This is a genomic window from Paraburkholderia sp. 35.1 (genome assembly GCF_050436525.1).
Taxonomy (GTDB): domain Bacteria; phylum Pseudomonadota; class Gammaproteobacteria; order Burkholderiales; family Burkholderiaceae; genus Paraburkholderia; species Paraburkholderia tuberum.
Map to the genome: position 1 here is coordinate 1,786,394 of NZ_JBNDMJ010000003.1, position 20,932 is coordinate 1,807,325.

Consider the following 20,932-nt stretch of genomic DNA (forward strand, 5'->3'; position numbering starts at 1 on the left):
ACCTTCGTCAGCCGTGCGCGCCGATCAGATTGACCACCTTGACGTTGCGCGTATCGGGCACTTCCGCATACGAGAGCACCTTCAGCTGCGGCAGGCTGCGGCGCAGGAAGCGCGCGAGCATCGGCCGCAGTGCGTGCTGCACCAGCAGCACCGGAGCGAGGCCAAGGTTCTGCTGACGCGTCATCGCTTTCTGCGTTTCGGTGAGCAGCGTGTTCGCGAGGCCCGGTTCGAGGCCCGGGTTCGGTCCGGTCGATAGCGCCTGCGACAGCACCCGTTCGAGGTTCGCGTCGAGGCCCATCACCTGCATGTCGGCGGTCCCGGGGAACCACTGCTGCGTGATCGCGCGGCCCAGCGCGAGCCGCACCGCGGCGGTGAGGTCGTGCGGGTCGGTGAGCTTGGTCGCGTGTTCGGCGAGCGCTTCGAGGATCGTGCGCATGTCGCGAATCGGCACGCCTTCTTCGAGCAGGTTCTGCAGCACCTTTTGCAGCGTGGTGAGCGGCAGCATCTTCGGCACCAGATCGTCGACGAGCGACGCCGTGTCCTTCTGCATCCGCTCGACCAGCGACTGCACCTCGCGGCGGCCGAGCAGCTCCGAGGCGTGCGTGACGACGAGGTGATTCAGGTGCGTCGCGACCACCGTGCTCGAATCGACGACCGTGTAGCCGTATACCTGCGCCTGTTCGCGCAGATTCGTGTCGATCCAGATGGCGGGCAGGCCGAACGCCGGGTCCTGGGTCGGCGTGCCCGGCAGCGCGGCCGATACCTGGCCCGGGTTGATCGCGAGCCATTGGCCCGGATACGCCTCGCCCGAGCCGACCTCGACGCCCTTCAACGCGATCCGATAGCCGTTCGGCCGCAATTCGAGGTTGTCGCGGATATGAATGACCGGCGGCAAGAAGCCGATTTCCTGCGCGAACTTCTTGCGGATGCTCTTGATCCGCTTGAGCAGCTCGCCGTCCGAGTTCTTGTCGACGAGCGGAATCAGCCGGTAGCCGACTTCGAGGCCGAGCGTGTCGATCATCGTCACGTCGTCCCAGCTCGCCTCGGCGTTTTCGACCGGCGCCAGCGCGGCCGGCGCGACGTCGACGAGCGCCGGTGCGTTCTTGCGCTCCTCGGTGCGCTTCTTCATCGTGCGGCCGAGCTGGATCAGGCCGCCGCCGAGAATCAGGAACGCGAAGTGCGGCATGCCCGGGATCAGGCCCATCAGCACGAGAATGCAGCCGGTGATCATCAGCACGCGCGGGTTCGTGAACAGCTGGCCGGTCAGCTGCGTGCCGATGTCCTCGTTGGTCGCGACGCGCGAGACGATCACGCCGGCCGCCGTCGAAATCACCAGCGACGGAATCTGCGCGACGAGGCCGTCGCCGATCGTCAGCAGCGTGTAGTTCTTGCCCGCCGCGGCAAAACTCATGTCGTGCTGGACCATCCCGACGATCAGCCCGCCGATGATGTTGATCACCATGATCAGGAGGCCGGCGACCGCATCGCCTCGCACGAACTTGCTCGCACCGTCCATCGAGCCGTAGAACTCGGCTTCCTGGGAGATCTCCTTGCGCCGCGTGCGAGCCTGCTCTTCGTTGATGAGGCCGGCGTTCAGATCGGCGTCGATCGCCATCTGCTTGCCGGGCATCGCGTCGAGCGTGAAGCGCGCGGACACTTCGGCGATCCGCCCCGCGCCCTTCGTGATCACCATGAAGTTGATCACCATCAGGATCACGAACACGACGATACCAACCGCGAAGTTGCCGCCCACGAGGAAGTGGCCGAACGACTCGATCACCTGACCGGCCGCATCGGGACCGGTATGGCCTTCGAGCAGCACGACCCGCGTCGAGGCGACGTTCAGCGACAGCCGCAGCAGCGTCGAGAACAGCAGCACGCTCGGGAACGCGGCGAAGTCGAGCGGCTTCATCGTGTACATGCTGACGAGCAGCACCATCACCGACAGCGCGATGTTGAACGTGAACAGCAGATCCAGCAGGAACGGCGGCAACGGCAGAATCATCATGCCGAGGATCATGCAGATCAGCACCGGCCCGGCGAGGGCGCGCAGGTTGGTGCTGCTCAGCGCATCCGAGCGTCGGGCGAGGAAACCGGCGCGAGCGTTCATGCGGAGGCTCCGTTGTTGTCGTCGCTAGTGGCGTCGTTGGCGTTGTCGTCGGCCGGGTTCAGCGTGTTGGCGGCTTCCTCGGCGGCGTCCTCGTCCGATACGCCGCCCTTGTCGAGTTCGGGCGGCACGTCGAGTTCGGTCGGCGCGACCGGCACGTCGCCGCCTTCGGCCTTGAAGCGGCGCAGCTGATAGACCCACGCGAGCACTTCCGCGACCGCGCCGTAGAGCGGCCCCGGAATCTCGCGATTCAGATCGACGTTGTGATAGAGCGCACGCGCGAGCGGCGGCGCTTCGAGCAGCGGCACGTTGTTTTCGGTGGCGATCTCGCGAATCCGCGCCGCCACGAGGTTCACGCCCTTCGCGACCACCTTCGGCGCGCGCATCTCGCCGTCCGTGTACTGCAGCGCGACCGCGAAGTGGGTCGGGTTGGTCACGACCACGTCGGCCTTCGGCACTTGCGCCATCATGCGGCGTCGCGCGATCGCGCGCTGCTGCTGGCGAATCTTACCCTTGATGTGCGGATCGCCTTCGCTCTCGCGATGCTCACGCTTCACTTCTTCCTTCGTCATGCGCAGCTTCTTGTGGAACGACCACAGCTGGTACGGCACGTCGAGCGCGGCCACCGCGAACATGCCGGCCACCGTCATGCCGCAGCACACCGCGATCAGATGCACGGAGTTGGCGAGCGCGAGATTGAGCGGCTGCGTCGCGAGCGCGAGGAATTGCTCGTGGCGATTCCAGATCGCCGTGCCGCCGATCAACCCCACCACCAGCGTCTTCGCGAGCGACATGCCGAGCTGGATCGGTCCGTTGATCGAAAATATGCGGCCGAGGCCCTCGATCGGGTTCAGCCGGTTGAACTTGGGCTCGAACCCTTTCGCGGACAGTTGCCAGCCGCCCAGCGCCATCGGTGCGAGCAGCGCGGCAAGTCCGGTGACGCCGAGTATCGGCACGAGCGCGTAGAGTCCTTCGCGACCCGCTGTGCCCGCGCCGATCAGCATGCGGCTGGTGTCGAACGCGCTCGCGTGGTTGAAGGTGAGCGACGCACGCAGCATGTTCTGCAAATGCTCGCCGATGCTGCCCGACATGCCCCATACGCCGTAGAACCCGGCCGCGAGCAGCGCGAAGGTCGACAGCTCCCGCGAACGCACGATCTGCCCCTCCTCGCGCGCCTTCTGCAGGCGCCGAGGGGTGGCGGATTCGGTTTTTTCGAGGTCGCTGTCCTCTGCCACAAAGCTCTCCAGTCGGCCGAGGCACGGCGCCTCTTTCCAGTGACAGCGATTATTCCTGCTCGACGCAAGCGCCGATCGGCGGATAAGGGCGGAGAAACGGGGGTATTTCGACGGATGAGCGGACGGCTCGCGCGTCTGTCACGCAAGCCGTCCGGCATTGGATCGACGTGCGGCTTCAGTAGCCGACGAAGGGGGAGGGACCGCCGCTCGCGGTCTGATCGAGGTGGTAGTACACGTAGCGGCCGAAGAAGTACGGCAGACCGAGGTCGAAGCTGGCGCTGCCGCCGATCTGGCCGGCGAGCGTGTTGAACGCGTAGTTGCCGCCGTTGGCGAACAGCGTCTGCGCGTTCACGATGCCGATGCTCGCGACCGCCGATACGTTGTTCGACCCGACCAGCGTGACCGTGCGGGTTTGCGCCGACGACGGGCAATAGAAGCCCGCGAACTGGCTGCCGCACAGCGTGAGCGTGCTATCGCCGAAGAAATAGGCGTTCGAGCCGGAATCGAGGAACGCCTGGACGGTCGTGCCGTTGAAGGTGCTGTTGTTGAGGTCGCCGTATGGGTCGGTCGTGAACACCTGCGCAGCGGCAAGCGGGTTGTTCCCCTGCGTGCCGATGCCGAACACCAGCGTGCCGGTCGCCGACGCCTGCCCGGTGTTCGAGACCGGCGCCATCTGCACGATCACGCCGTTGTTGTCGAGCGGGAAGTTCGCGACCGGGTTGGCGACCTGTTGCGTCAGCGGCACCGCGGTGCGCGTGCACGACGTGCCGTTCGGACAGGCGAAGTAGTTGCTGTAGGTCGCCGCGGTCGCCGGGTTCGCGCACGTATTGCCGCAATCGGTCAGCGCGGTGCCGATGCCGAGAATGCCGTTCGCGCCCAGATCGGCGGCCGTGTTTTCGGCCATGCCGCTGCCGCAGGCGCTCGTGGGCACCGTGCTCGCCGACTTGTCGCCGATGATCTGCAGCGGGATGCTGCTGGTCGTCGTTTCACCGCCGATCGTCACGATCGCGGTGCGCACCGAGCCCCACGTGTAACCGTCCGCGAAGGTCGCGCACTCGGCGAGCTGCGCGCCGTTGCTGCCAATCGTGCTGACCGGCAGCGCGCCGAGCAGCGTCGAATTGAGCGTGGAACTGACCACGCGCAAGCCGAACGACCCGGTGTCGACCTGGATATTGTCGATGGTCTGACAGTTGCTGGTCGAGCCTGGCGCGCAGATCCTCACGCTGACGGTCGGGATGTTGATGACACCGGCCACGCCCCGGCCGACCGTGATCGGCACCGTGTTCGACGCATTCGCGGAGATCGGCTGCTGGGTCGGGCTGGCCGGCAGCGAACCGCCGTTCAGTCCGTTCGAGGTGTTGCCGCCATTGTTGGAACTGGAGTTGTTGTCGCTACCGCCGCCTCCGCCTCCGCCGCAGGCGACGAGCGTCGCCGTGAGCAGCACGGCAAGCGCGGCCTGCATCCAGCTTTTGATGTTCGCGGTCGTGAGCATGGTTCGCATCGTGGTCCTCGCCGTTACTGGATGTCGGAACCGCTGACGCCGGCCGGCAGCGCGGAGGGCAGCCACGCGACGCCGCTGAACGCGCCCATGTGGCCGCCCGAACGCACCACCAGCCCGCTCTCGTCGACGGCGACCGGCCCCCGCGCATTGCTGCGCGCGGCCCGCACGGCCTTCACGCCGGCCACGTACTGCGGGAAATAACTGCCGAGCAGATCACTGAGATCGGGCATTTGCGGACCATGCCACGAAATGCCGAATACCGCGCCGCTCGTGCTCAGGTATTCGCGCACCACGGTGCCGTTGCCGAACGTGGTCTCGCGTACCGTGTAGGAAGCGGGTGTGGAAGATGTGGAAGACGCCGCGCTCGATTCAGAACGCATGACACTTTGCGATGTGCCGCTGGCGGGCTGCACCACGCGGGAGGACACCGACGCGTCGGACGGGGGGGTAAGCGGCGCGCTGCCCAACGCCGCATAAGCGGATTGCGCGGCCGTCAGGGCCAGTAACGAACATGGCAATACGAGCGCCGTGACTCCGGCGCGACCAATACGACTCCACATGAGAAGCTCCTCCCGAGCCGCGGCACGCTTCGCCGACTGCGCGAAGCGGCCGCTTATAGGCAGATGATACGGCACCGCCGCGGCCGCAACGCTGAGGGATGGCCTCACCGGGCGACTGCCCGGCGTTGCGCGGGCCGGGTGCCGTACCGCTTTGACCTCGTAGTATGCCTGCGGATTCTTTCAGCCGGCGCAAGGCGCGCCCACGCGCGCGACTTGCCGACTATTACTAGCAGGAAAACGTACGGAAGATGGGTAGCCGGTACTCATTGAATGCGTGTTTGGCGCAAATCGCGGAGAAACCACCAGCCCGGCGCGCTTGCCGGGCCGAGTCACTTGCTCAGAAACCGAGGCTCGCGAGCAGATCGTCGACCTGCGATTGATCCTGCACCACATCCGTCTTGCCTTCCGGATTGATCTGCGGACCGTTGAGCAGATGCTCCGGGCTGCCCGTCGACGACACCTCCGCCTTGAGAGCCGCGGCGTTCGCCGCGAACTGCTCGCGCCGCTCGAGCGCGATGTTCTCGACCAGCACGCCGAGCAGCTGCTGCTCGATCAGATAGACGACGTCGGTGATCTTCTTGATCACCTGGCCGGTCAGATCCTGGAAGTCCTGCGCGAGCATGATCTCCATCAGCTGCGAGTTGGTCGCGCCGGTCGCCTCGGGCACGCCGCGCAGGAAGGTGCGCGTGTCGTTCATCAGCGCGCGCACTTCCTCGCGCTCGATCGGCGCCGCGTACCACTGCTCCCAGCGCGCGTCGAGCGTGCCCGCGTCTTTCTGCAGCTGCTCCTGGATCGGCTTCGCGATGTCGATCGCCGACAGCACGCGCTCGGCGGCCTGCTCGGTCATGTTGGCGATGTACTTCAGACGATCGCGCGCATCGGGCACGGCTTCGGCCGCGCGCTCGACGTGCTTGTCGAGCCCGAGTTCGCGCATCGAATCGCGCAGCGTGCGCGTCAGTTGTCCGATGCGGGCAAGGATGCGGTCCGACGCGAAGTCGCCGCTGTCGTTGTCCGCTTCGGCGCCAGGCGTTTGGGTCGGCGGCGTCACGTCAGCTCCCGGCTTTCGCCATCTTCTCGAGGATCTTGTTGAGCTTCTCGTCGAGCGTCGCGGCCGTGAACGGCTTGACGACGTAACCGCTCGCGCCGGCCTGCGCCGCCGCGATGATGTTTTCCTTCTTCGACTCGGCCGTCACCATCAACACCGGCAGGTGCGCGAGGCTCGCGTCGGCGCGGATTTCCTTCAGCATCGCGAGACCGTCGAGGTTCGGCATGTTCCAGTCGGAGATCACGAACTCGTAGCTGCCGCTGCGCAGACGCGCGAGACCGGCCGCGCCGTCTTCCGCCTCGTCGACGTTCGAGTAGCCCAGTTCCTTCAGCAGGTTGCGGACGATCCGGCGCATCGTCGGAAAATCGTCAACCACCAGAATCTTCATTCCCTTGTCCATTTCTTTCCCTTTGCTTGATCCATGTTGCGGCGCTCGGCCGCGTCATTCCATCCGGCACGCATCATACCCGCTGAACGCGGTCACCCATCGACGACAAACGTGCCATCACGCGCCGGCTCATGTCCGGCAGCGCGGCGATTTCGTCGGCCGCGCCGAGCGCGATCGCCTCGCGCGGCATGCCGAACACGATGCAACTCGCCTCGTCCTGCGCGAGCGTGTAGGCACCGGCCTTTTTCATCTCCAGCAGCCCGGCCGCGCCGTCGCGCCCCATGCCGGTCAGGATCACGCCAACGGCGTTCTTGCCCGCATGCTGCGCGGCCGAACGGAACAGCACATCGACCGACGGACGATGCCGGTTCACCGGCGGGTCGTCGGACAGATGCGCAATATAGTTCGCACCGCTCCTCGCGAGCAACAGATGCGCATGGCCGGGCGCGATGTACGCGTGCCCCGGCAGCACACGCTCGCCGTGCTCTGCTTCTTTAACGGTAATCCGGCACAAACCATTGAGGCGTTGCGCGAAAGATTTCGTAAAGCCCGGCGGCATGTGCTGCGCGATCAGCACCGCGGGCGCGTCGGGTGGCAGTGGCACCAGCACTTCGCGGATCGCTTCGGTGCCGCCCGTCGAGGCGCCGACGATAACCAGCTTCTCGGTACTCAGCAGCGGGTTGTTGAAGAGCGGCGCGGCGCCGGCCGGCGCATGCGCGGTCTGGGTGGCCGCATGCTGCGCCGGCGCCGCCTGGCGTACGCGCGCGCGGGCTGCCGCGCGAACCTTGTCGGCGAGCTTTTCCGCGTAGTCGAGCATGCCGTCGCGAATGCCGACCTTCGGCTTGGTCACGAAATCGACCGCGCCGAGTTCGAGCGCGCGCAGCGTGATTTCGTTGCCGCGCTCGGTCAGCGACGACACCATCACGACCGGCATCGGCCGCAGACGCATCAGCTTCTCGAGAAAGTCGAGGCCGTCCATGCGCGGCATTTCGACGTCGAGCGTCAACACGTCCGGGTTGTGCTGCTTGATGAGCTCGCGCGCGACGAGCGGATCGGGTGCCGTCGCGACCACCGTCATGTCCGGCTGGCTATTGATGATTTCGGTCATCAGGCTGCGGATCAGCGCCGAATCGTCGACGCACAATACCTTGATCTTTTGCACAGCGCTCACGCCTCCTCTGTGGTTCTGACGTTGTTGGAATGAGTCGGGCGCGGGCTCGCGCCGAACAGTTCGATTCTCGGCCGCGCGGCGGCGGCGGCCGGCTTCGCGAACAGCTCGACCCGCTTGCGCGCGGCGGCGAGCCGCTCCGCGCGTGCTTCGGCGCTTTGCCGCACGAGCGCCTGCTCGCGCTCGGCGACGCCCGCTTCCTGTTGCAAGCGCAATTTCTTCACCATCACCTGACCGGTGCGCGGCATGAACGCGACCTTGCGCGGGTGCGAGCCCTGCAGGTCCTCGGCGACGATGCGGATCTTTTCGGTGGCCAGATAGCGGCGCACGAACTCGGAGTTGCGATCGCCGATGTTCATCGTGGTCATGCCCGCCAGCACCGCGCCGCCGCCGAACACCTTGGCCTCGAAGCGCTCGCGCCGCCCGCCCGCCTTGATCAGTTCGTTGATCAGCACTTCCATCGCGTACGCGCCGTAGCGCATCGAGTCCGACGCGGCCTGCGCGACGTCGGCGCCGTCGTCGGGCAGCATGAAGTGATTCATGCCGCCGATGCCCGCGGTGCGGTCCTGGATGCAGGCCGCGACGCACGAGCCGAGCACGGTCACGAGCACCATGTCTTCGCTCGTCGTATAGAACTCGTTGGGCAACAGCTTCACGCCGGGGCGCTGGAAGTGGTTGTCGTAGTACAGGTTCGAAGCGATCGGCAGCGTGCTGCTCATGCGGCCACCCCGCTCGATTGATGCGCGTCATGCGCGTCAGGCGCGTTGGCGCGCGACGGCGCGCGCGCGCCGCCCGCGTCGCGCGTCAGTTCGTAGACGGTCTGGCCGCGCAGCCGGAACGCTTGCGTCACGTACGTGAAGTTTTCCGAATGGCCGGCGAACAACAGGCCGCCCGGTTTCATCAGCGGCTCGAAGCGCGTCAGCACCTGCGCCTGCGTCGGCTTGTCGAAATAGATCATCACGTTGCGGCAGAAGATCGCGTCGAACTGCGTGCGCAACTGGTAATCGCGATTGGTCAGGTTCAGTTGCTCGAAGCGCACGAGCGCGCGCACTTCGGGACGCACCTTGACCATCCCCGCATGCGCGCCCGTGCCCTTCAGGAAGAAGCGCTTCAACCGCTCGGGCGACAGGTGCTTGACCTGGTCGAACTGGTAGACGCCGGCCTCGGCCTTCGCGAGCACCTGGGTGTCGATGTCGGTCGCGAGCACCGACGCCTGGCGCGCGCCGCCGTCGCCGAGCGCTTCGATCAGCGTCATCGCGATCGAGTACGGCTCCTCGCCCGTCGATGCCGCCGAGCACCACACGCACACCGGTTGCGCACGGCGCGGCACGAACTCGGCGAGGATCGGAAAGTGATGGGCTTCGCGGAAAAACGCCGTGAGGTTGGTGGTCAGGGCATTGGTGAACGCTTCCCACTCGGCCGGATCGTTTTCCGCTTCGAGCAGATCGAGATACTGCCGGAACGTATCGATGCCGCGCGCCCGCAAGCGGCGCGCGAGGCGGCTATACGCCATGTCGCGCTTGTGGTCCGACAGCGAGATGCCCGCCCCGCGATGAATCAGGTCGCGGATGCGGGCGAAATCGGCCGCCGTAAATTCGAAATCGCGGCCCGTCTCGACGGACCTGGCCGGCTCTGTGCGGTCAGGTGCTGCCCGCGCGGGGCGTTGTGTTGCGCGCGTTGCCATCATGAAAATTCCTGTCTGCGATATGAGCCATCACGCTCGCCGCCCGGCCGGACTGCCTGGGAGGTAGGAATTGTCGTCGCGGGGTCGCGCCCTCCCGCGAGTACCATCGACATATGGCCGGCTCGCGACACGCGTGCTGCGCGTGCTTCGATGCTTCGCCCATCCGCGGGCGCGATGCCGGTTGACCACATGTCACTCTGCCGTTGCCTAAAATGTTTCCCAGTCCGCGTCCGAGCTCGCCTTCGCCGTGCCCGGCGGAGCGGCGCGCGCGGGCGTGTCGGTCGTGACGCGAGCCGCGGCTGCGGCCGGCCGGGGCTTCAATGTCGGTTCGACGCGTGCGGCCGCGTCGTGCTGAGTGGGGGGCGCCGCGCTCGCCGCGGTTGCCTTCGATTCCTTGCTCGCGCCCACCGGGTTCACCGGAGTCGCCGCGCTCGCCGCTTGCGGTGCAGCCCTGGCCGGCCGCGCGGGCGTCTGCGCACGCGTCGCCGGGGCGCTCTGACGCGCCGGTGTGCCGGTTACCTTCCAGCCGCCCAGCACCGCCTGCAACTGCCGCGTCTGATCTTCGAGCGACGCCGCCGCGGCCGCCGCCTGTTCGACCAGCGCCGCGTTCTGCTGCGTGACCGAATCCATCTGCACGACCGCGCGGTTGACCTGCTCGATGCCGCCCGACTGCTCTTCCGACGCCGCGCTGATCTCGCCCATGATGTCGGTCACGCGACGCACCGCCTGCACGATTTCTTCCATCGTCGTGCCCGCGCGGCCGACCAGCTCGGAGCCGCTCTTGACCTTGTCGGCCGAATCGCCGATCAGCTCCTTGATCTCCTTCGCGGCGCTCGCGCTGCGCTGCGCGAGGCTGCGCACTTCGCCCGCGACGACCGCGAATCCGCGGCCCTGTTCGCCGGCGCGTGCGGCTTCGACCGCCGCGTTCAGCGCGAGGATGTTGGTCTGGAACGCGATGCCTTCGATCACGCCGATGATGTCGACGACCTTGTTCGAACTGGTCGCGATTTGCTGCATCGTCGTGACGACCTGGCTCACCACGTCGCCGCCGCGCGTCGCGATGTCCGACGCGTTGACGGCGAGCTGGCTCGCCTGGCGCGCGTTCTCGGTGTTCTGCCGCACGGTGCCGGTCAGCTGATCCATGCTCGATGCGGTTTCCTGCAGCGACGCCGCTTGCTGCTCGGTGCGCTGCGACAGATCGGTGTTGCCCATCGCGATTTCGCGCGCGCCGGTGTCGATCGATTCGGTGCCGCTGCGCACCGCGCGCACCATCGTCGCGAGGCTTTCCTGCATCCGCTTGATGCCCGCGAACAGACGGCCGATTTCATTGTTGCTGAACACCTCGACGGGGGTGGACAGATCGCCCCCGGCGATCCGCTCGAAACAAGCGGTCGCGTCGTTCAGCGGCTGCACGATGAGACCGCGCAGCGCGAAACGGATGCCGACCACCACCAGCAGCGCGAACACCGTGGTCACGCCGATCAGCATGATCATCAGCGACGCGCTCGACTGCGCGCTCGTTTCCTGATCGGCCACGCTCTGCCGCAACGCCTGGATCACCGCGGCGCCGGCCGTGTCGTAGGCGATGAACATCGGGCTGATCTTCGTGTCCGCGACCGCGTGATACGCGTCGAGATTGTTCGCGTTCAACGCGGCGAATTCGACGTCGACGCCGTCGTGCATCACCGTCGTATGCTTCGCGAGCACATCGTCGAGCAAGGCCTGCTCGACGCGGTGCTTCGGCGCGTCGAGATACGCCTGCCAGCTCTGCTTGCTCTTGCCGAGCAGCTCCTGCCCGCGATCGAGCGCCTTCTTCGCCTCGTCCGCGTTACCGGCGGCCGTCAGCGTGTTGAAGCGATCGATCGCGATGCGCGAACGCAACAGATACGCCGACGCATCGTCGAGCGCATGAATCGCGACCAGTTCGCCGCGTGCGATGCGATCGAGCGAGCCGCTCGCGCGATTCAGCGCGGTCAGCCCGAGCGCGCCGACTACTGCGGTCAGCGTCACCAGAAGAATCCCCACCATCGTCAGCGACGTGCGGATCGACCACCTGCTCAGCATTTCGATGCTCCTTGTGCCGGGTTCCGTTACTGCCTGCGCTCAGACGCCGAGCGTTTCGGTCAGCGACATCTCGGAGCTGGTCATCAGCTTCTCGATGTCCATCAGGATCAGCATGCGGCCGTCGACGGTGCCGAGACCGGTCAGGTATTCGGTCGTCAGCGTCGCGCCGAATTCCGGCGCCGGCATGATCTGATCGACCGCGAGCGTCAGCACGTCCGATACGCCGTCCACGACCATGCCGACCACGCGATGCGCGACGTTCAGGATGATCACGACGGTCTGATGGTCGTACTCGACGCGGCCGAGATGGAACTTGATCCGCATGTCGACGATCGGCACGATGATGCCGCGCAGGTTGATCACGCCCTTGATGAACTCGGGCGCGTTGGCGATGCGCGTCACGTTGTCGTAGCCGCGGATTTCCTGCACCTTCAGGATGTCGATGCCGTACTCTTCCGCGCCGAGCGTGAAGACGAGGAATTCCTGACCGCCGGCGTCCGCCTGCGCGTCGCGGCGGCCATTCGTACCGCTCGCGTTTGCGACGCTCGAATTGATGGATTGGACTTCTGCCACGTTAGCCCCCAAACGGTTGGGATGAATTGAGTTGAAGTTGTGTTGCGATGTCTGTCAGTGCCGCGTTTGCTGCGTGCGTTAGGCGAGGCTCATCGCCTGCGCATGCCCATGCGCATGACGCGATTCGCGGTTCAGCGCCGCGACGTCCACGATCAGCGCGACGCTGCCGTCGCCCAGAATGGTCGCCGCGGAAATGCCGTGCACCTTGCGGTAGTTCGTTTCCAGATTCTTCACGACCACCTGCTGCTGGCCGACGAGTTCATCGATCAGCATCGCGAAGCGCCGTCCCTCGGTCTGCATGATCGTGACGATGCCCTGGGTCGGCTCCTGCTTCGCATCCGACACGTTGAACACCTCGTGCAGCGCGACGAGCGGCAGGTATTCGCCGCGCACGCGCACCACGCGCTCGCCGTTGGCGACCGTGTAAATGTCTTCGGCTCGCGGTTGCAGCGACTCCATCACGAAGTTCAGCGGCAGGATGAAGATCTCGTTGCCGACCTTCACCGACATGCCGTCGAGGATCGCGAGCGTGAGCGGCAGCACGATCCGCGTGGTGCTGCCCTTGCCCGCGTGCGACGTGATCTCGACGTGACCGCCCATCGACTGGATGTTGCGCTTCACCACGTCCATGCCGACGCCGCGGCCGGACACGTCGGTGACCTGCTCGGCGGTCGAGAAGCCCGGCAGGAAGATCAGGTTCCAGACTTCCTCGTCGCTCATCGTGTCGCTGACCTGCATGCCCTGCTTGGCCGCCTTCGCGAGGATCTTGTCGCGGCGCAGGCCCGCGCCGTCGTCGCTGACCTCGATCACGATGTTGCCGCCGTGGTGCGCCGCCGACAGCACCAGCTGACCGGTCGAATCCTTGCCCGCCGCGCGCCGCGCCTCGACGGTCTCGATGCCGTGGTCGAGACTGTTGCGCACGAGGTGCGTCAACGGGTCGATGATCCGTTCGATGAGGCTCTTGTCGAGTTCGGTCGCCTGACCGAAGGTGACGAGTTCGACCTCCTTGCCGAGTTTCGCCGCGAGATCGCGCACCAGACGCGGGAAGCGGCTGAACACGTAATCCATCGGCATCATGCGGATCGACATCACCGCTTCCTGCAGATCGCGCGCGTTGCGCTCGAGTTGCGCCATGCCGTTGAAGAGCCGGTCGTGCAGCGCCGGATCGAAGGTGCTGGTGGTCTCCGCGAGCATCGCCTGCGTGATCACCAGCTCGCCGACCAGATTGATCAGCTGATCGACCTTCTCGACGCCGACGCGAATCGAGCTGCCTTCGGCGCCGGCCGCCGCGGCGGCCGGACGGGCCGCCTTGCGGTCCTGATCGGCGGACGCGGCAGAAGCCGGTTTGGCCGCCGCCTGAGCCGCCGCGGGTGCCGCTGGCGGCGGCTCGATGCTGTCCGTCTGAGCGGGTGCGCTTGCGGGCGCAGCGGTGAGGGCCGCCGGGGTCGACGATGCCGCGGGCTCCGTGTGAAGGACCGGCTGCGCCTGCGCTTGCGCCGCGGGAGCGGCGGGCGCGACCTGCGCGGATTGCGCCGGTGTCGGAGCGGCAGCGTCGGGCGTTCCAGGTTCGCCCTGCTGCGCGTCGTCCACCGGCGCGGTGCCACGGCCGATCGTGATCTGACTTTCGTCGATCACGAAGCAGCACACGGCGATGATGTCGTCGGAAGATACGTCGCTCGAGAGCCACAGCGTTAGATCGCTGCCGCTCTTGACCTGCCCGACGATGTTGCCCAGGTTGCCCAGCTCTTCGGCGAGCAGTTCCTGGTCTTTCTCTCCCACGCCCCGTAGCGTAATTTTCAGATGTGGGCCGGCGCTGTCGGCCGTGCCCGCGGCTTGTCCGGTCTGTGCCGGTTCGCCGTCGATCCATTCGCCCGCCGCCTGCACCGCCTGTTCGACGACGTGCTCGGGCGGGGTGCCGCCTTGCTGCTGTACCGCGGTTGCTTGTGTTGTTGTTTGGGTTGCCGTCGCCTGCGCTGCTGCGGGCGCGGGGGCGCTCACGGCCGGCGCGGTTGCGGCGCTCGCCGCCGCTGCCGGCGCGCCGCCCATGCGGCTTTCCGCGTGCAGCTGCTCCAGCTTCGCGCAGATCGCGCGCGCCACCGCCGCATCGGGCTCGGCGCTCGCGCGATAGTCGGCGAGCTGGCCGGACAGCACGTCCTTGGTTTCGAGGAACGTGTCGATCATGTCCTTGCGCAGCACCAGCTCGTTGTTGCGCGCGCGATCGAGCAGCGACTCGAGAATGTGCGTGGTCTCGGTGAGCGCGGTGAAACCGAACGTCGCCGCGCCGCCCTTGATCGAATGCGCGGCGCGAAAGATCGCCGCGAGGTCTTCGGGGTCCGGGTGGGCCACGTCGAGATTGAGCAGCAATTGCTCCATCTGCGCGAGCAGTTCGTCCGCTTCGTCGAAGAACGTCTGATAGAACTGTGTGATGTCGAGTGTCATGCCTGGTTCACCGCGAGAGTGCCTGTCTGGCTTGAGTCGCCGTAGAGGCGCGTCGAGAGCTATCTGTACTGTGTCTAAAGGTGCTGATTGCGCGGATCAAGCCGGGTCCGGTTCGGCCAGCGCCGCCACCAGCTCGGTCAGCATGTCCGGGTCGAGCGGCTTTTCGATCCAGCCGGTCGCGCCCGCCGCGCGCGCCGCCTCTTTGAAGGGTTCGCCCGATTCCGTCGTGAGGACGAGGATGGGCGTCGCCTGATAGGCCGGATTTCCGCGCAGCGCGGTGATCAGATCGAGACCGGTCTTGCCGGGCATGTGCTGGTCGGTCAACACGAGATCGAACGCCATCGCGAGCGCGTTTTCGAGCCCTTCGTTGCCGTCCGCCGCGAGCGTGACTTCATAGCCGGCGCCCGTCAGCGTCGCGGCGAGGATCTGCCGCATCGATGCCGAATCGTCGATTGCCAGGATGTGCCTGATCATGAAAACCTCGCTGCGCTTAACACTGGGCCGCCGGGCGGTGCGCGCCGGTCGGGCGCGGGCCGCGGCCCGGCGGCCGCGGTCTGTTACTGGGCCGGTGGCGCCGCCGCCGGCAACTTCGGTGCAGCCGTCACCGGCTGCGCAAGTCTTTGCAGCAGCGGCTTCGAGCCGGCTGCGTCGTCCGACAGGGTCGTCGTCGTGGAGTCGTCGTGATCGAGCGCCTCCTCGGACTTCCTGTTCAACACGATGATGCTGATGCGACGGTTTTCCGGATCGAGCGGGTCCGCCTTGTTCAGGTTCTGCGTCGACGCGAGACCGAGCACGCGCATTACCTTCGCTTCGTCCATGCCGCCCGCGACCAGCTCGCGCCGCGACGCGTTGGCGCGGTCTGCCGACAGCTCCCAGTTGCTATAGCCCTTCTCACCGCCCGCGTACGGCACGGCGTCGGTATGGCCCTGCACGATGATGCGGTTCGGCACGTCGTTCAGCGTGTGGCCGATCTCGCGCAGGATGTCGCGCATGTACGGCTCGACGACGTCGCGTGCGGTCGCGAACATCGGCCGCTTCTGCGAGTCGACGATCTCGATGCGCAGGCCGGTCAGCGTCGAGTCGATGCGGATCTGCTGCTTGAACTGGCGCAGCACCGGGTTCGCCTCGATCGCCGCCATCAGCTTGACCTGCAGGTCGTGCAGACGCACCTGTTCCTGGCGTTCGAGCGCGCCCGTCAGCTGCTTCACGGAGTCGTCGTCGTTGTGCGACGCGGTGCGCTCGGCGCGGCTGCTGCTGCCGTCGGTCGAGCGGGTCACGCCCTGCGCGTCGGTCGAGATGTCGCGACCGCCGCCCTTCAGGATGCTCGAGTCTTCGGCGCTGCGATCGCCGCCCCACAGCGTGATCTTCAACGGCTGGTTGAAGTAGTCGGCGATACCTTTCAGCTGCACGGTGGAGGCCGAACTCAGCAGCCACATCAGCAGGAAGAACGCCATCATCGCGGTCATGAAGTCCGCGTACGCGAGCTTCCACGCGCCGCCGTGATGACCGGACTTTTTCGGCGCGCTGCGCTTGACGACGATTGCGCGGTCTTTGTCCTTGCTGCTCATCGGTTCGGTTCCCGTCGCCTGCTTATTTCGCCTTGACGCGGCGCACGTGCTCTTCGAGCTCGGCGAACGACGGGCGCTCGGTCGAGAACAGCACCTTGCGGCCGAACTCGACCGCGATCGCCGGCGCGTAGCCGTTCAGGCTCGCGAGGATCGTCACCTTGATGCACTGGAACATCTTGGTCGACTCGGTCACGCGCTGCTCGGCGACGCTGGCGAGCGGCCCGATCAGCCCGTACGAAAGCAGAATGCCGAGGAACGTGCCGACGAGCGCCTGCGCGATCATTTCACCGAGCACCGCGGGCGGCTTGTCGGCCGAGGCCATCGTGTGCACGACGCCCATCACCGCGGCGACGATACCGAACGCCGGCATCGCGTCGCCGACCTTGGTCAGCGCGTGCGCGGGCGCCTCGCCTTCCTGGTGGTGCGTCTCGATCTCCTCGTCCATCAGGCTTTCGATCTCGAACGCATTCATGTTGCCGCCGACCATCAGCCGCAGGTAGTCGGTCAGGAACTCGATGATGTGCTTGTCGGCGAGGATCTTCGGGTACTGCGTGAAGATCGGGCTCTTCGACGGATCGTCGATGTCGGCTTCGAGCGTCAGCGTGCCTTCCTTGCGCGCTTTCGCGAGCAGCACGTACAGGAGCCCCATCAGCTCCATGTAGACGTCCTTGTTGTACTTCGCCCCCTTGAACAGGGTCGGAATGACGCGCAGTGTCGCCCGGATCGTCTTCATCCCGTTACCGAGAATGAATGCGCCGACTCCGGCGCCGACGATCATCAGCACCTCGACGGGTTGCAGCAGCGCGCCGAGATGGCCGCCTTCGAGCGCGTAACCGCCGAAAACGGACAACAGCGTCACGAGTGTTCCCACGAAAATCAGCACTGCCGAGCCCTCACAAAAAAGCGACGGTTACCGTCGTTAGTCAGGTTTACGGCACCGGGGCGGAAAACTTTGGGGAAAAAGACGGCGCTCGAGTCCGGTGTAAACCAGAGGCTTGCGCTGCCTCAACGCGTGCTGCTCAGACGTCGGCGGTGACGACGGTATCGAGCGTGGGGGCGGGGCAGCGGGCCTCGTGAGCTCGCGCGTCGGACACTTGCGGCACCTCGGCCGGGACTCCGGCGACGGCGATTTGCCGCTCGGCCCGCGTTTGCGCCGCCTTCTTCGTCTTGCCCGCGCGCGACGGCGGCTGACACAGCCCGCAAACGAACCCGTGCTGCGGATCGTGCGCGTGCGCGACGAAGTGGCCGCCGCAGCGGCGGCAGGCGCTCATCTGCAGCATGCCCGAGTCGAAGAAGCGCACCAGCGTCCAGGCGCGCGTGAGACTGAGCACCGGCTCGTCGTCGTGCAACTGCACGTGCTCGAGATACAGCCGGTAGCTCTTCACGATCGATTCGATCGCGCGGCAGCCGCCGTGACCGGCCATGAAACGGTAGATGTTGTAGAACAGCGACGAATGAAAGTTCGGCTGCCAGGTCATGAACCAGTCGGTCGAAAACGGCAGCATGCCCTTGGGCGGCGACACCCCTTTCAATTCCTTGTACAGCTTGACGAGCCGGTCGCGCGACAGGCTGGTTTCCGCCTCCAGCAATTGCAGACGCGCGCCCAGTTCGATCAGCTCGATCGCGAGGGTGATTTCCCGGACTTCGAGTACGACGCTCTTACTGGCCATCAGCCGATCTGCTCGACCGGCTGGCTCGCCATCAGGATCGCCGAATGAGCCTGCGCCATCGCGCTGGACTTGTCCTTGTCCGCGAGGGCGGACAGCACCGCGTGATCGTCGAAGCGGAAGCGGCACAGCATCTGGTTGGACGCCGCGAGCTTGACGGTCTGCGCCAACGACAGATTGGCGAGCACGTCGGCCAGCTGGTCCGAAATACCCATGCGGAACATGCCCATCGGCTTGTCTTCGCGCAGCAGACGCTGGGCGAGCAGCAGATAGGAAAGATTGACTTCCCTGATCTCACTGAGCATATGGCTAGTCGTGCTCATGATTTCCCCCGTTCGTATGCCCGGCTGGTCAGGCCGATTTTTTGCGGAAACGTTTGCTCGAACGCGCGCGCTGAATCCGCGCGAATCCGCTCGTCTCTGGTCTTGCAAGCATTGTCTCGAAAGGGGGCACAGCCGAAAATCGGAGAGACACCCCAGCTGGGTGACGGATTAATCCGTCATTTGTGTAGGAATTATTCCTACAACCCGGGTTGCGGCGAGGCACGAATTGGGTCGAATTGATGCGCGGGGCGGGACTGACGATGCGCGCTGGGAATTTATACGGCTGCGGCGTGTACCGGATGGTGAGTTTTCAGAACTTCGCCGCCGCACCGTAAAACGGTGGAAAAGAATTATAAGACGTTTTCACCCGGCTGCAATCTGGCTCGGTTAGAGATCTTTCCCGGCGCATCCCGACCCTCGGGTCCGCCGCTTGCTACGGTGCATTTCGCCTGTCGAGCCTGATTAAGTCGGTGGAATTACGCTTCCCGATGATGGGGACCTGTTGGCGGCTCGACCTTGCGCGGCAGCTGTAACGGTCGATGTTTCGCGCTGTAACAACATTAAGCGTTTGAAAAATAACTCGAATTACCGCGGTCGATCCCGATAATGAAGGCTAAGGGATTACCCGATAGCTATTTCGGAGCACCCTCGGGCGGGGCAAACCGCGCCCAACCGTCCGGTTAGGCAGACGTACCACGCGCCATTCAGCCGTGGTGCGAAGCCCCGGTAAGTATCAAAAATCCGCATGGGATCCGGGTCGGCGCCACAGCGCTAACTCTGATCGACACAGGAGAAAACGCATGCGAATCGCACAAGTCGCGCCGCTCTACGAAGCTGTCCCACCGAAACTCTATGGCGGCACCGAACGTGTCGTGTCGTATCTGACCGAAGCGCTGGTCGAGCTCGGCCATGACGTCACGCTGTTCGCGAGCGGCGACTCGGTCACGTCCGCCAATCTCGAGGCATGCTGGCCGCGCGCGCTGCGCCTCGATCCGACGATTCGCGATGCATTGGCGCCGCACGTGCTGATGATGGAAAAGGTCCGCAAGATCGCGCACGAGTTCGACGTGCTGCATTTTCATCTCGACTACCTGCCGTTCCCCCTGTTCACGACGATGGACACGCCGTTCGTGACCACGCTGCACGGTCGTCTCGACCTGCCGGAATTACAGCCGGTGTTCGACGCGTTCTCGCATGTGCCGGTCGTGTCGATTTCGGATTCGCAGCGTCTGCCGCTGCAGCAGGCCAACTGGCTCAACACGATCTATCACGGTCTGCCGGACCAGTTGCTGACGCCGCAGCCGCACAAGAAGCCCGAATATCTCGCGTTCCTCGGCCGCATCTGCCCGGAAAAACGCGTCGATACAGCTATCAGGATCGCCGCGCAAAGCGGTCTGCCGCTGAAGATCGCCGCCAAGGTGGACAAGGTCGACATGGAGTACTTCAAGCGCGAGATCGAGCCGCTGCTGTCGATGGCGCATGTCGAGTTCGTCGGCGAGATCAACGAGGCGCAGAAACCCGAGTTTCTGTCGGGCGCGAAGGCGCTGCTGTTCCCGATCGACTGGTCCGAGCCGTTCGGCCTCGTGATGATCGAGTCGATGGCCTGCGGCACGCCGGTTATCGCGTTCAACCGCGGCTCCGTGCCTGAGGTGATCGACCACGGCGTGACCGGCTATATCGTCGAGGACGTGCAAGGCGCGGTAGCGGCTCTGCAGCGTCTCGACGAGCTGTCGCGCATCGAAATCCGCGCCCAGTTCGAACGCCGCTTCAGTTCGAAAACGATGGCGCAGAACTATATCGACGGCTATTCCGCCTTGATTGAAACGTCGCGGCGCCCGGTATTGCGCCAGGTCGCGGTCGGCTAGGCGCGCCTGAAAACGGCCGGCGCTTTTACGGCTGGCCGTTTTCGGCCCGCATTGAAGCGGCGCTGTGAACCTTCGCTTATAACGCCACAATAGCGGCGAGTCCGGCATCGGAATCGTTTGCGCGAGCGAAAAACGAAGTCTTTTGGCTGCCGGACGCGAAAAAGCCGCCCTGTATGGGCGGCTTTTTTAATACAGGGATGGTTGCGCTTCCACGGTGGATTTGCGAGCGGCGAATAAGCCAAACAGCAAAGAAACCTTCAGACCGCCTTCACCTCGTCTCACATCAGGTCGGGCGAGCGTCACGCCGAGCCAATCAGAAATCGCTCGCGATTCTTGCCGACGATCCATTTGGGCGGCTTGCCGCGCCCGCTCCATGTATTGCCCGACTTCGGGTCCTGATATTTCGCCGGCAGCGGCGTCTTCTTGGGCGGGCGGCCGCGCTTGGCGGCGACCGCGAAACCGAGATCCTGCGCGGTCAGACCGTATTCGGCGATCTTTTGGCGGATGTCGGCGACGACATTGTCGATTTCCGTGCGTCGCGCTTCTTCTGCCTGTGCCTGCAATTTGGCAATCTGCGCCTTGAGGTCTGCATATTGAGACATTCGGTTCTCCCCTTTTCTAGAACTCATTCGACCGCAGACTAGCTGCAATTATAAAAATTCGCAATGGCGACTAATACCGGTTTAGCGAATTTTCCTCTGATAATTATTAAAGAGTGTGAATTGTAAAACCTGCGCTTTATCTC

Annotated in this window: 19 protein-coding genes; 1 reads left to right on the plus strand and 18 read right to left on the minus strand. The window is 65.2% G+C overall.

Annotation, left to right across the window (positions count from 1 at the left end; translation table 11 throughout):
• Positions 1 to 7 precede the first annotated feature (7 nt).
• The 17 genes from flhA to flhD form a co-directional block, all read right to left on the minus strand.
• Positions 8 to 2,110, minus strand: coding sequence for a flagellar biosynthesis protein FlhA (flhA, locus tag OKW27_RS28440; RefSeq protein ID WP_187615278.1), 2,103 nt, complete (start codon positions 2,108 to 2,110; stop codon positions 8 to 10).
• A complete protein-coding gene (gene flhB / locus OKW27_RS28445; protein ID WP_429335467.1) occupies positions 2,107 to 3,342 on the minus strand; it encodes a flagellar biosynthesis protein FlhB in 1,236 nt (411 codons plus the stop codon). Before flhB ends, flhA begins: the two co-directional genes overlap by 4 nt.
• Positions 3,343 to 3,517: 175 nt before the next feature.
• A complete protein-coding gene (locus tag OKW27_RS28450; protein WP_429335468.1) occupies positions 3,518 to 4,843 on the minus strand; it encodes a DUF3443 domain-containing protein in 1,326 nt (441 codons plus the stop codon).
• A gap of 14 nt (positions 4,844 to 4,857) precedes the next feature.
• Entirely contained in the window at positions 4,858 to 5,403 is a 546-nt protein-coding gene (locus OKW27_RS28455; protein WP_090805527.1) for a DUF2844 domain-containing protein, read from the minus strand.
• 337 nt (positions 5,404 to 5,740) lie between these two features.
• Positions 5,741 to 6,451: a protein phosphatase CheZ gene (gene cheZ / locus OKW27_RS28460; protein WP_429335469.1), complete on the minus strand. Its 711-nt coding sequence runs from the start codon at positions 6,449 to 6,451 to the stop codon at positions 5,741 to 5,743.
• A gap of 1 nt (position 6,452) precedes the next feature.
• Positions 6,453 to 6,848, minus strand: a complete 396-nt coding sequence (gene cheY, locus OKW27_RS28465; RefSeq protein ID WP_018418782.1) for a chemotaxis response regulator CheY — start codon at positions 6,846 to 6,848, stop codon at positions 6,453 to 6,455.
• 61 nt (positions 6,849 to 6,909) lie between these two features.
• Positions 6,910 to 7,998, minus strand: coding sequence for a protein-glutamate methylesterase/protein-glutamine glutaminase (locus tag OKW27_RS28470; protein WP_429336602.1), 1,089 nt, complete (start codon positions 7,996 to 7,998; stop codon positions 6,910 to 6,912).
• A 5-nt stretch (positions 7,999 to 8,003) separates the two neighbouring features.
• Entirely contained in the window at positions 8,004 to 8,723 is a 720-nt protein-coding gene (gene cheD / locus OKW27_RS28475; protein WP_429335470.1) for a chemoreceptor glutamine deamidase CheD, read from the minus strand.
• The gene (locus OKW27_RS28480; protein WP_429335471.1) at positions 8,720 to 9,691 is read right to left on the minus strand and encodes a CheR family methyltransferase; all 972 of its coding nucleotides are present in this window, start codon (positions 9,689 to 9,691) and stop codon (positions 8,720 to 8,722) included. Before OKW27_RS28480 ends, cheD begins: the two co-directional genes overlap by 4 nt.
• Before the next feature lie 204 nt (positions 9,692 to 9,895).
• Positions 9,896 to 11,752 (minus strand): methyl-accepting chemotaxis protein, encoded by a 1,857-nt coding sequence (locus OKW27_RS28485; RefSeq protein WP_429335472.1) that lies wholly within the window; start codon positions 11,750 to 11,752, stop codon positions 9,896 to 9,898.
• Positions 11,753 to 11,791: 39 nt separating this feature from the next.
• Positions 11,792 to 12,325, minus strand: a complete 534-nt coding sequence (locus OKW27_RS28490; RefSeq protein WP_090802480.1) for a chemotaxis protein CheW — start codon at positions 12,323 to 12,325, stop codon at positions 11,792 to 11,794.
• 78 nt (positions 12,326 to 12,403) lie between these two features.
• Positions 12,404 to 14,764, minus strand: coding sequence for a chemotaxis protein CheA (cheA, locus tag OKW27_RS28495; RefSeq protein ID WP_429335473.1), 2,361 nt, complete (start codon positions 14,762 to 14,764; stop codon positions 12,404 to 12,406).
• A gap of 96 nt (positions 14,765 to 14,860) precedes the next feature.
• On the minus strand, positions 14,861 to 15,238 hold the full coding sequence (locus OKW27_RS28500; RefSeq protein WP_018418789.1) for a response regulator: 378 nt from the start codon (positions 15,236 to 15,238) through the stop codon (positions 14,861 to 14,863).
• 83 nt (positions 15,239 to 15,321) lie between these two features.
• Positions 15,322 to 16,332: a flagellar motor protein MotB gene (gene motB / locus OKW27_RS28505; protein ID WP_090802477.1), complete on the minus strand. Its 1,011-nt coding sequence runs from the start codon at positions 16,330 to 16,332 to the stop codon at positions 15,322 to 15,324.
• 22 nt (positions 16,333 to 16,354) lie between these two features.
• The gene (motA, locus tag OKW27_RS28510) at positions 16,355 to 17,215 is read right to left on the minus strand and encodes a flagellar motor stator protein MotA (RefSeq protein ID WP_090802475.1); all 861 of its coding nucleotides are present in this window, start codon (positions 17,213 to 17,215) and stop codon (positions 16,355 to 16,357) included.
• Positions 17,216 to 17,351: 136 nt separating this feature from the next.
• Complete coding sequence (gene flhC, locus OKW27_RS28515) at positions 17,352 to 18,002, minus strand: flagellar transcriptional regulator FlhC (RefSeq protein WP_429335474.1); 651 nt, start codon at positions 18,000 to 18,002, stop codon at positions 17,352 to 17,354.
• Positions 18,002 to 18,322, minus strand: coding sequence for a flagellar transcriptional regulator FlhD (gene flhD, locus OKW27_RS28520; RefSeq protein WP_090802472.1), 321 nt, complete (start codon positions 18,320 to 18,322; stop codon positions 18,002 to 18,004). The genes flhC and flhD overlap by 1 nt, the downstream gene beginning before the upstream one ends.
• 800 nt (positions 18,323 to 19,122) lie before the next feature.
• Between flhD and OKW27_RS28525 the strand changes: the two genes are divergently transcribed.
• The gene (locus tag OKW27_RS28525) at positions 19,123 to 20,187 is read left to right on the plus strand and encodes a glycosyltransferase family 4 protein (protein WP_090802471.1); all 1,065 of its coding nucleotides are present in this window, start codon (positions 19,123 to 19,125) and stop codon (positions 20,185 to 20,187) included.
• A gap of 299 nt (positions 20,188 to 20,486) precedes the next feature.
• On the opposite strand, the gene OKW27_RS28530 is transcribed toward OKW27_RS28525, so the two are convergent.
• Positions 20,487 to 20,789: an H-NS family nucleoid-associated regulatory protein gene (locus tag OKW27_RS28530; RefSeq protein ID WP_013090908.1), complete on the minus strand. Its 303-nt coding sequence runs from the start codon at positions 20,787 to 20,789 to the stop codon at positions 20,487 to 20,489.
• Positions 20,790 to 20,932 lie beyond the last annotated feature (143 nt).

What these genes read in the sequence shown, in the direction of transcription:
- flhA (WP_187615278.1), bottom strand. Translation starts at nt 2,110, where the DNA reads ATGAACGCTCGCGCCGGTTTCCTCGCCCGACGCTCGGATGCGCTGAGC.
- OKW27_RS28450 (WP_429335468.1), bottom strand. Translation starts at nt 4,843, where the DNA reads ATGCGAACCATGCTCACGACCGCGAACATCAAAAGCTGGATGCAGGCC.
- OKW27_RS28455 (WP_090805527.1), bottom strand. Translation starts at nt 5,403, where the DNA reads ATGTGGAGTCGTATTGGTCGCGCCGGAGTCACGGCGCTCGTATTGCCA.
- cheY (WP_018418782.1), bottom strand. Translation starts at nt 6,848, where the DNA reads ATGGACAAGGGAATGAAGATTCTGGTGGTTGACGATTTTCCGACGATG.
- cheD (WP_429335470.1), bottom strand. Translation starts at nt 8,723, where the DNA reads ATGAGCAGCACGCTGCCGATCGCTTCGAACCTGTACTACGACAACCAC.
- OKW27_RS28480 (WP_429335471.1), bottom strand. Translation starts at nt 9,691, where the DNA reads ATGATGGCAACGCGCGCAACACAACGCCCCGCGCGGGCAGCACCTGAC.
- OKW27_RS28485 (WP_429335472.1), bottom strand. Translation starts at nt 11,752, where the DNA reads ATGCTGAGCAGGTGGTCGATCCGCACGTCGCTGACGATGGTGGGGATT.
- cheA (WP_429335473.1), bottom strand. Translation starts at nt 14,764, where the DNA reads ATGACACTCGACATCACACAGTTCTATCAGACGTTCTTCGACGAAGCG.
- OKW27_RS28500 (WP_018418789.1), bottom strand. Translation starts at nt 15,238, where the DNA reads ATGATCAGGCACATCCTGGCAATCGACGATTCGGCATCGATGCGGCAG.
- motB (WP_090802477.1), bottom strand. Translation starts at nt 16,332, where the DNA reads ATGAGCAGCAAGGACAAAGACCGCGCAATCGTCGTCAAGCGCAGCGCG.
- flhC (WP_429335474.1), bottom strand. Translation starts at nt 18,002, where the DNA reads ATGGCCAGTAAGAGCGTCGTACTCGAAGTCCGGGAAATCACCCTCGCG.
- flhD (WP_090802472.1), bottom strand. Translation starts at nt 18,322, where the DNA reads ATGAGCACGACTAGCCATATGCTCAGTGAGATCAGGGAAGTCAATCTT.
- OKW27_RS28525 (WP_090802471.1), top strand. Translation starts at nt 19,123, where the DNA reads ATGCGAATCGCACAAGTCGCGCCGCTCTACGAAGCTGTCCCACCGAAA.
- OKW27_RS28530 (WP_013090908.1), bottom strand. Translation starts at nt 20,789, where the DNA reads ATGTCTCAATATGCAGACCTCAAGGCGCAGATTGCCAAATTGCAGGCA.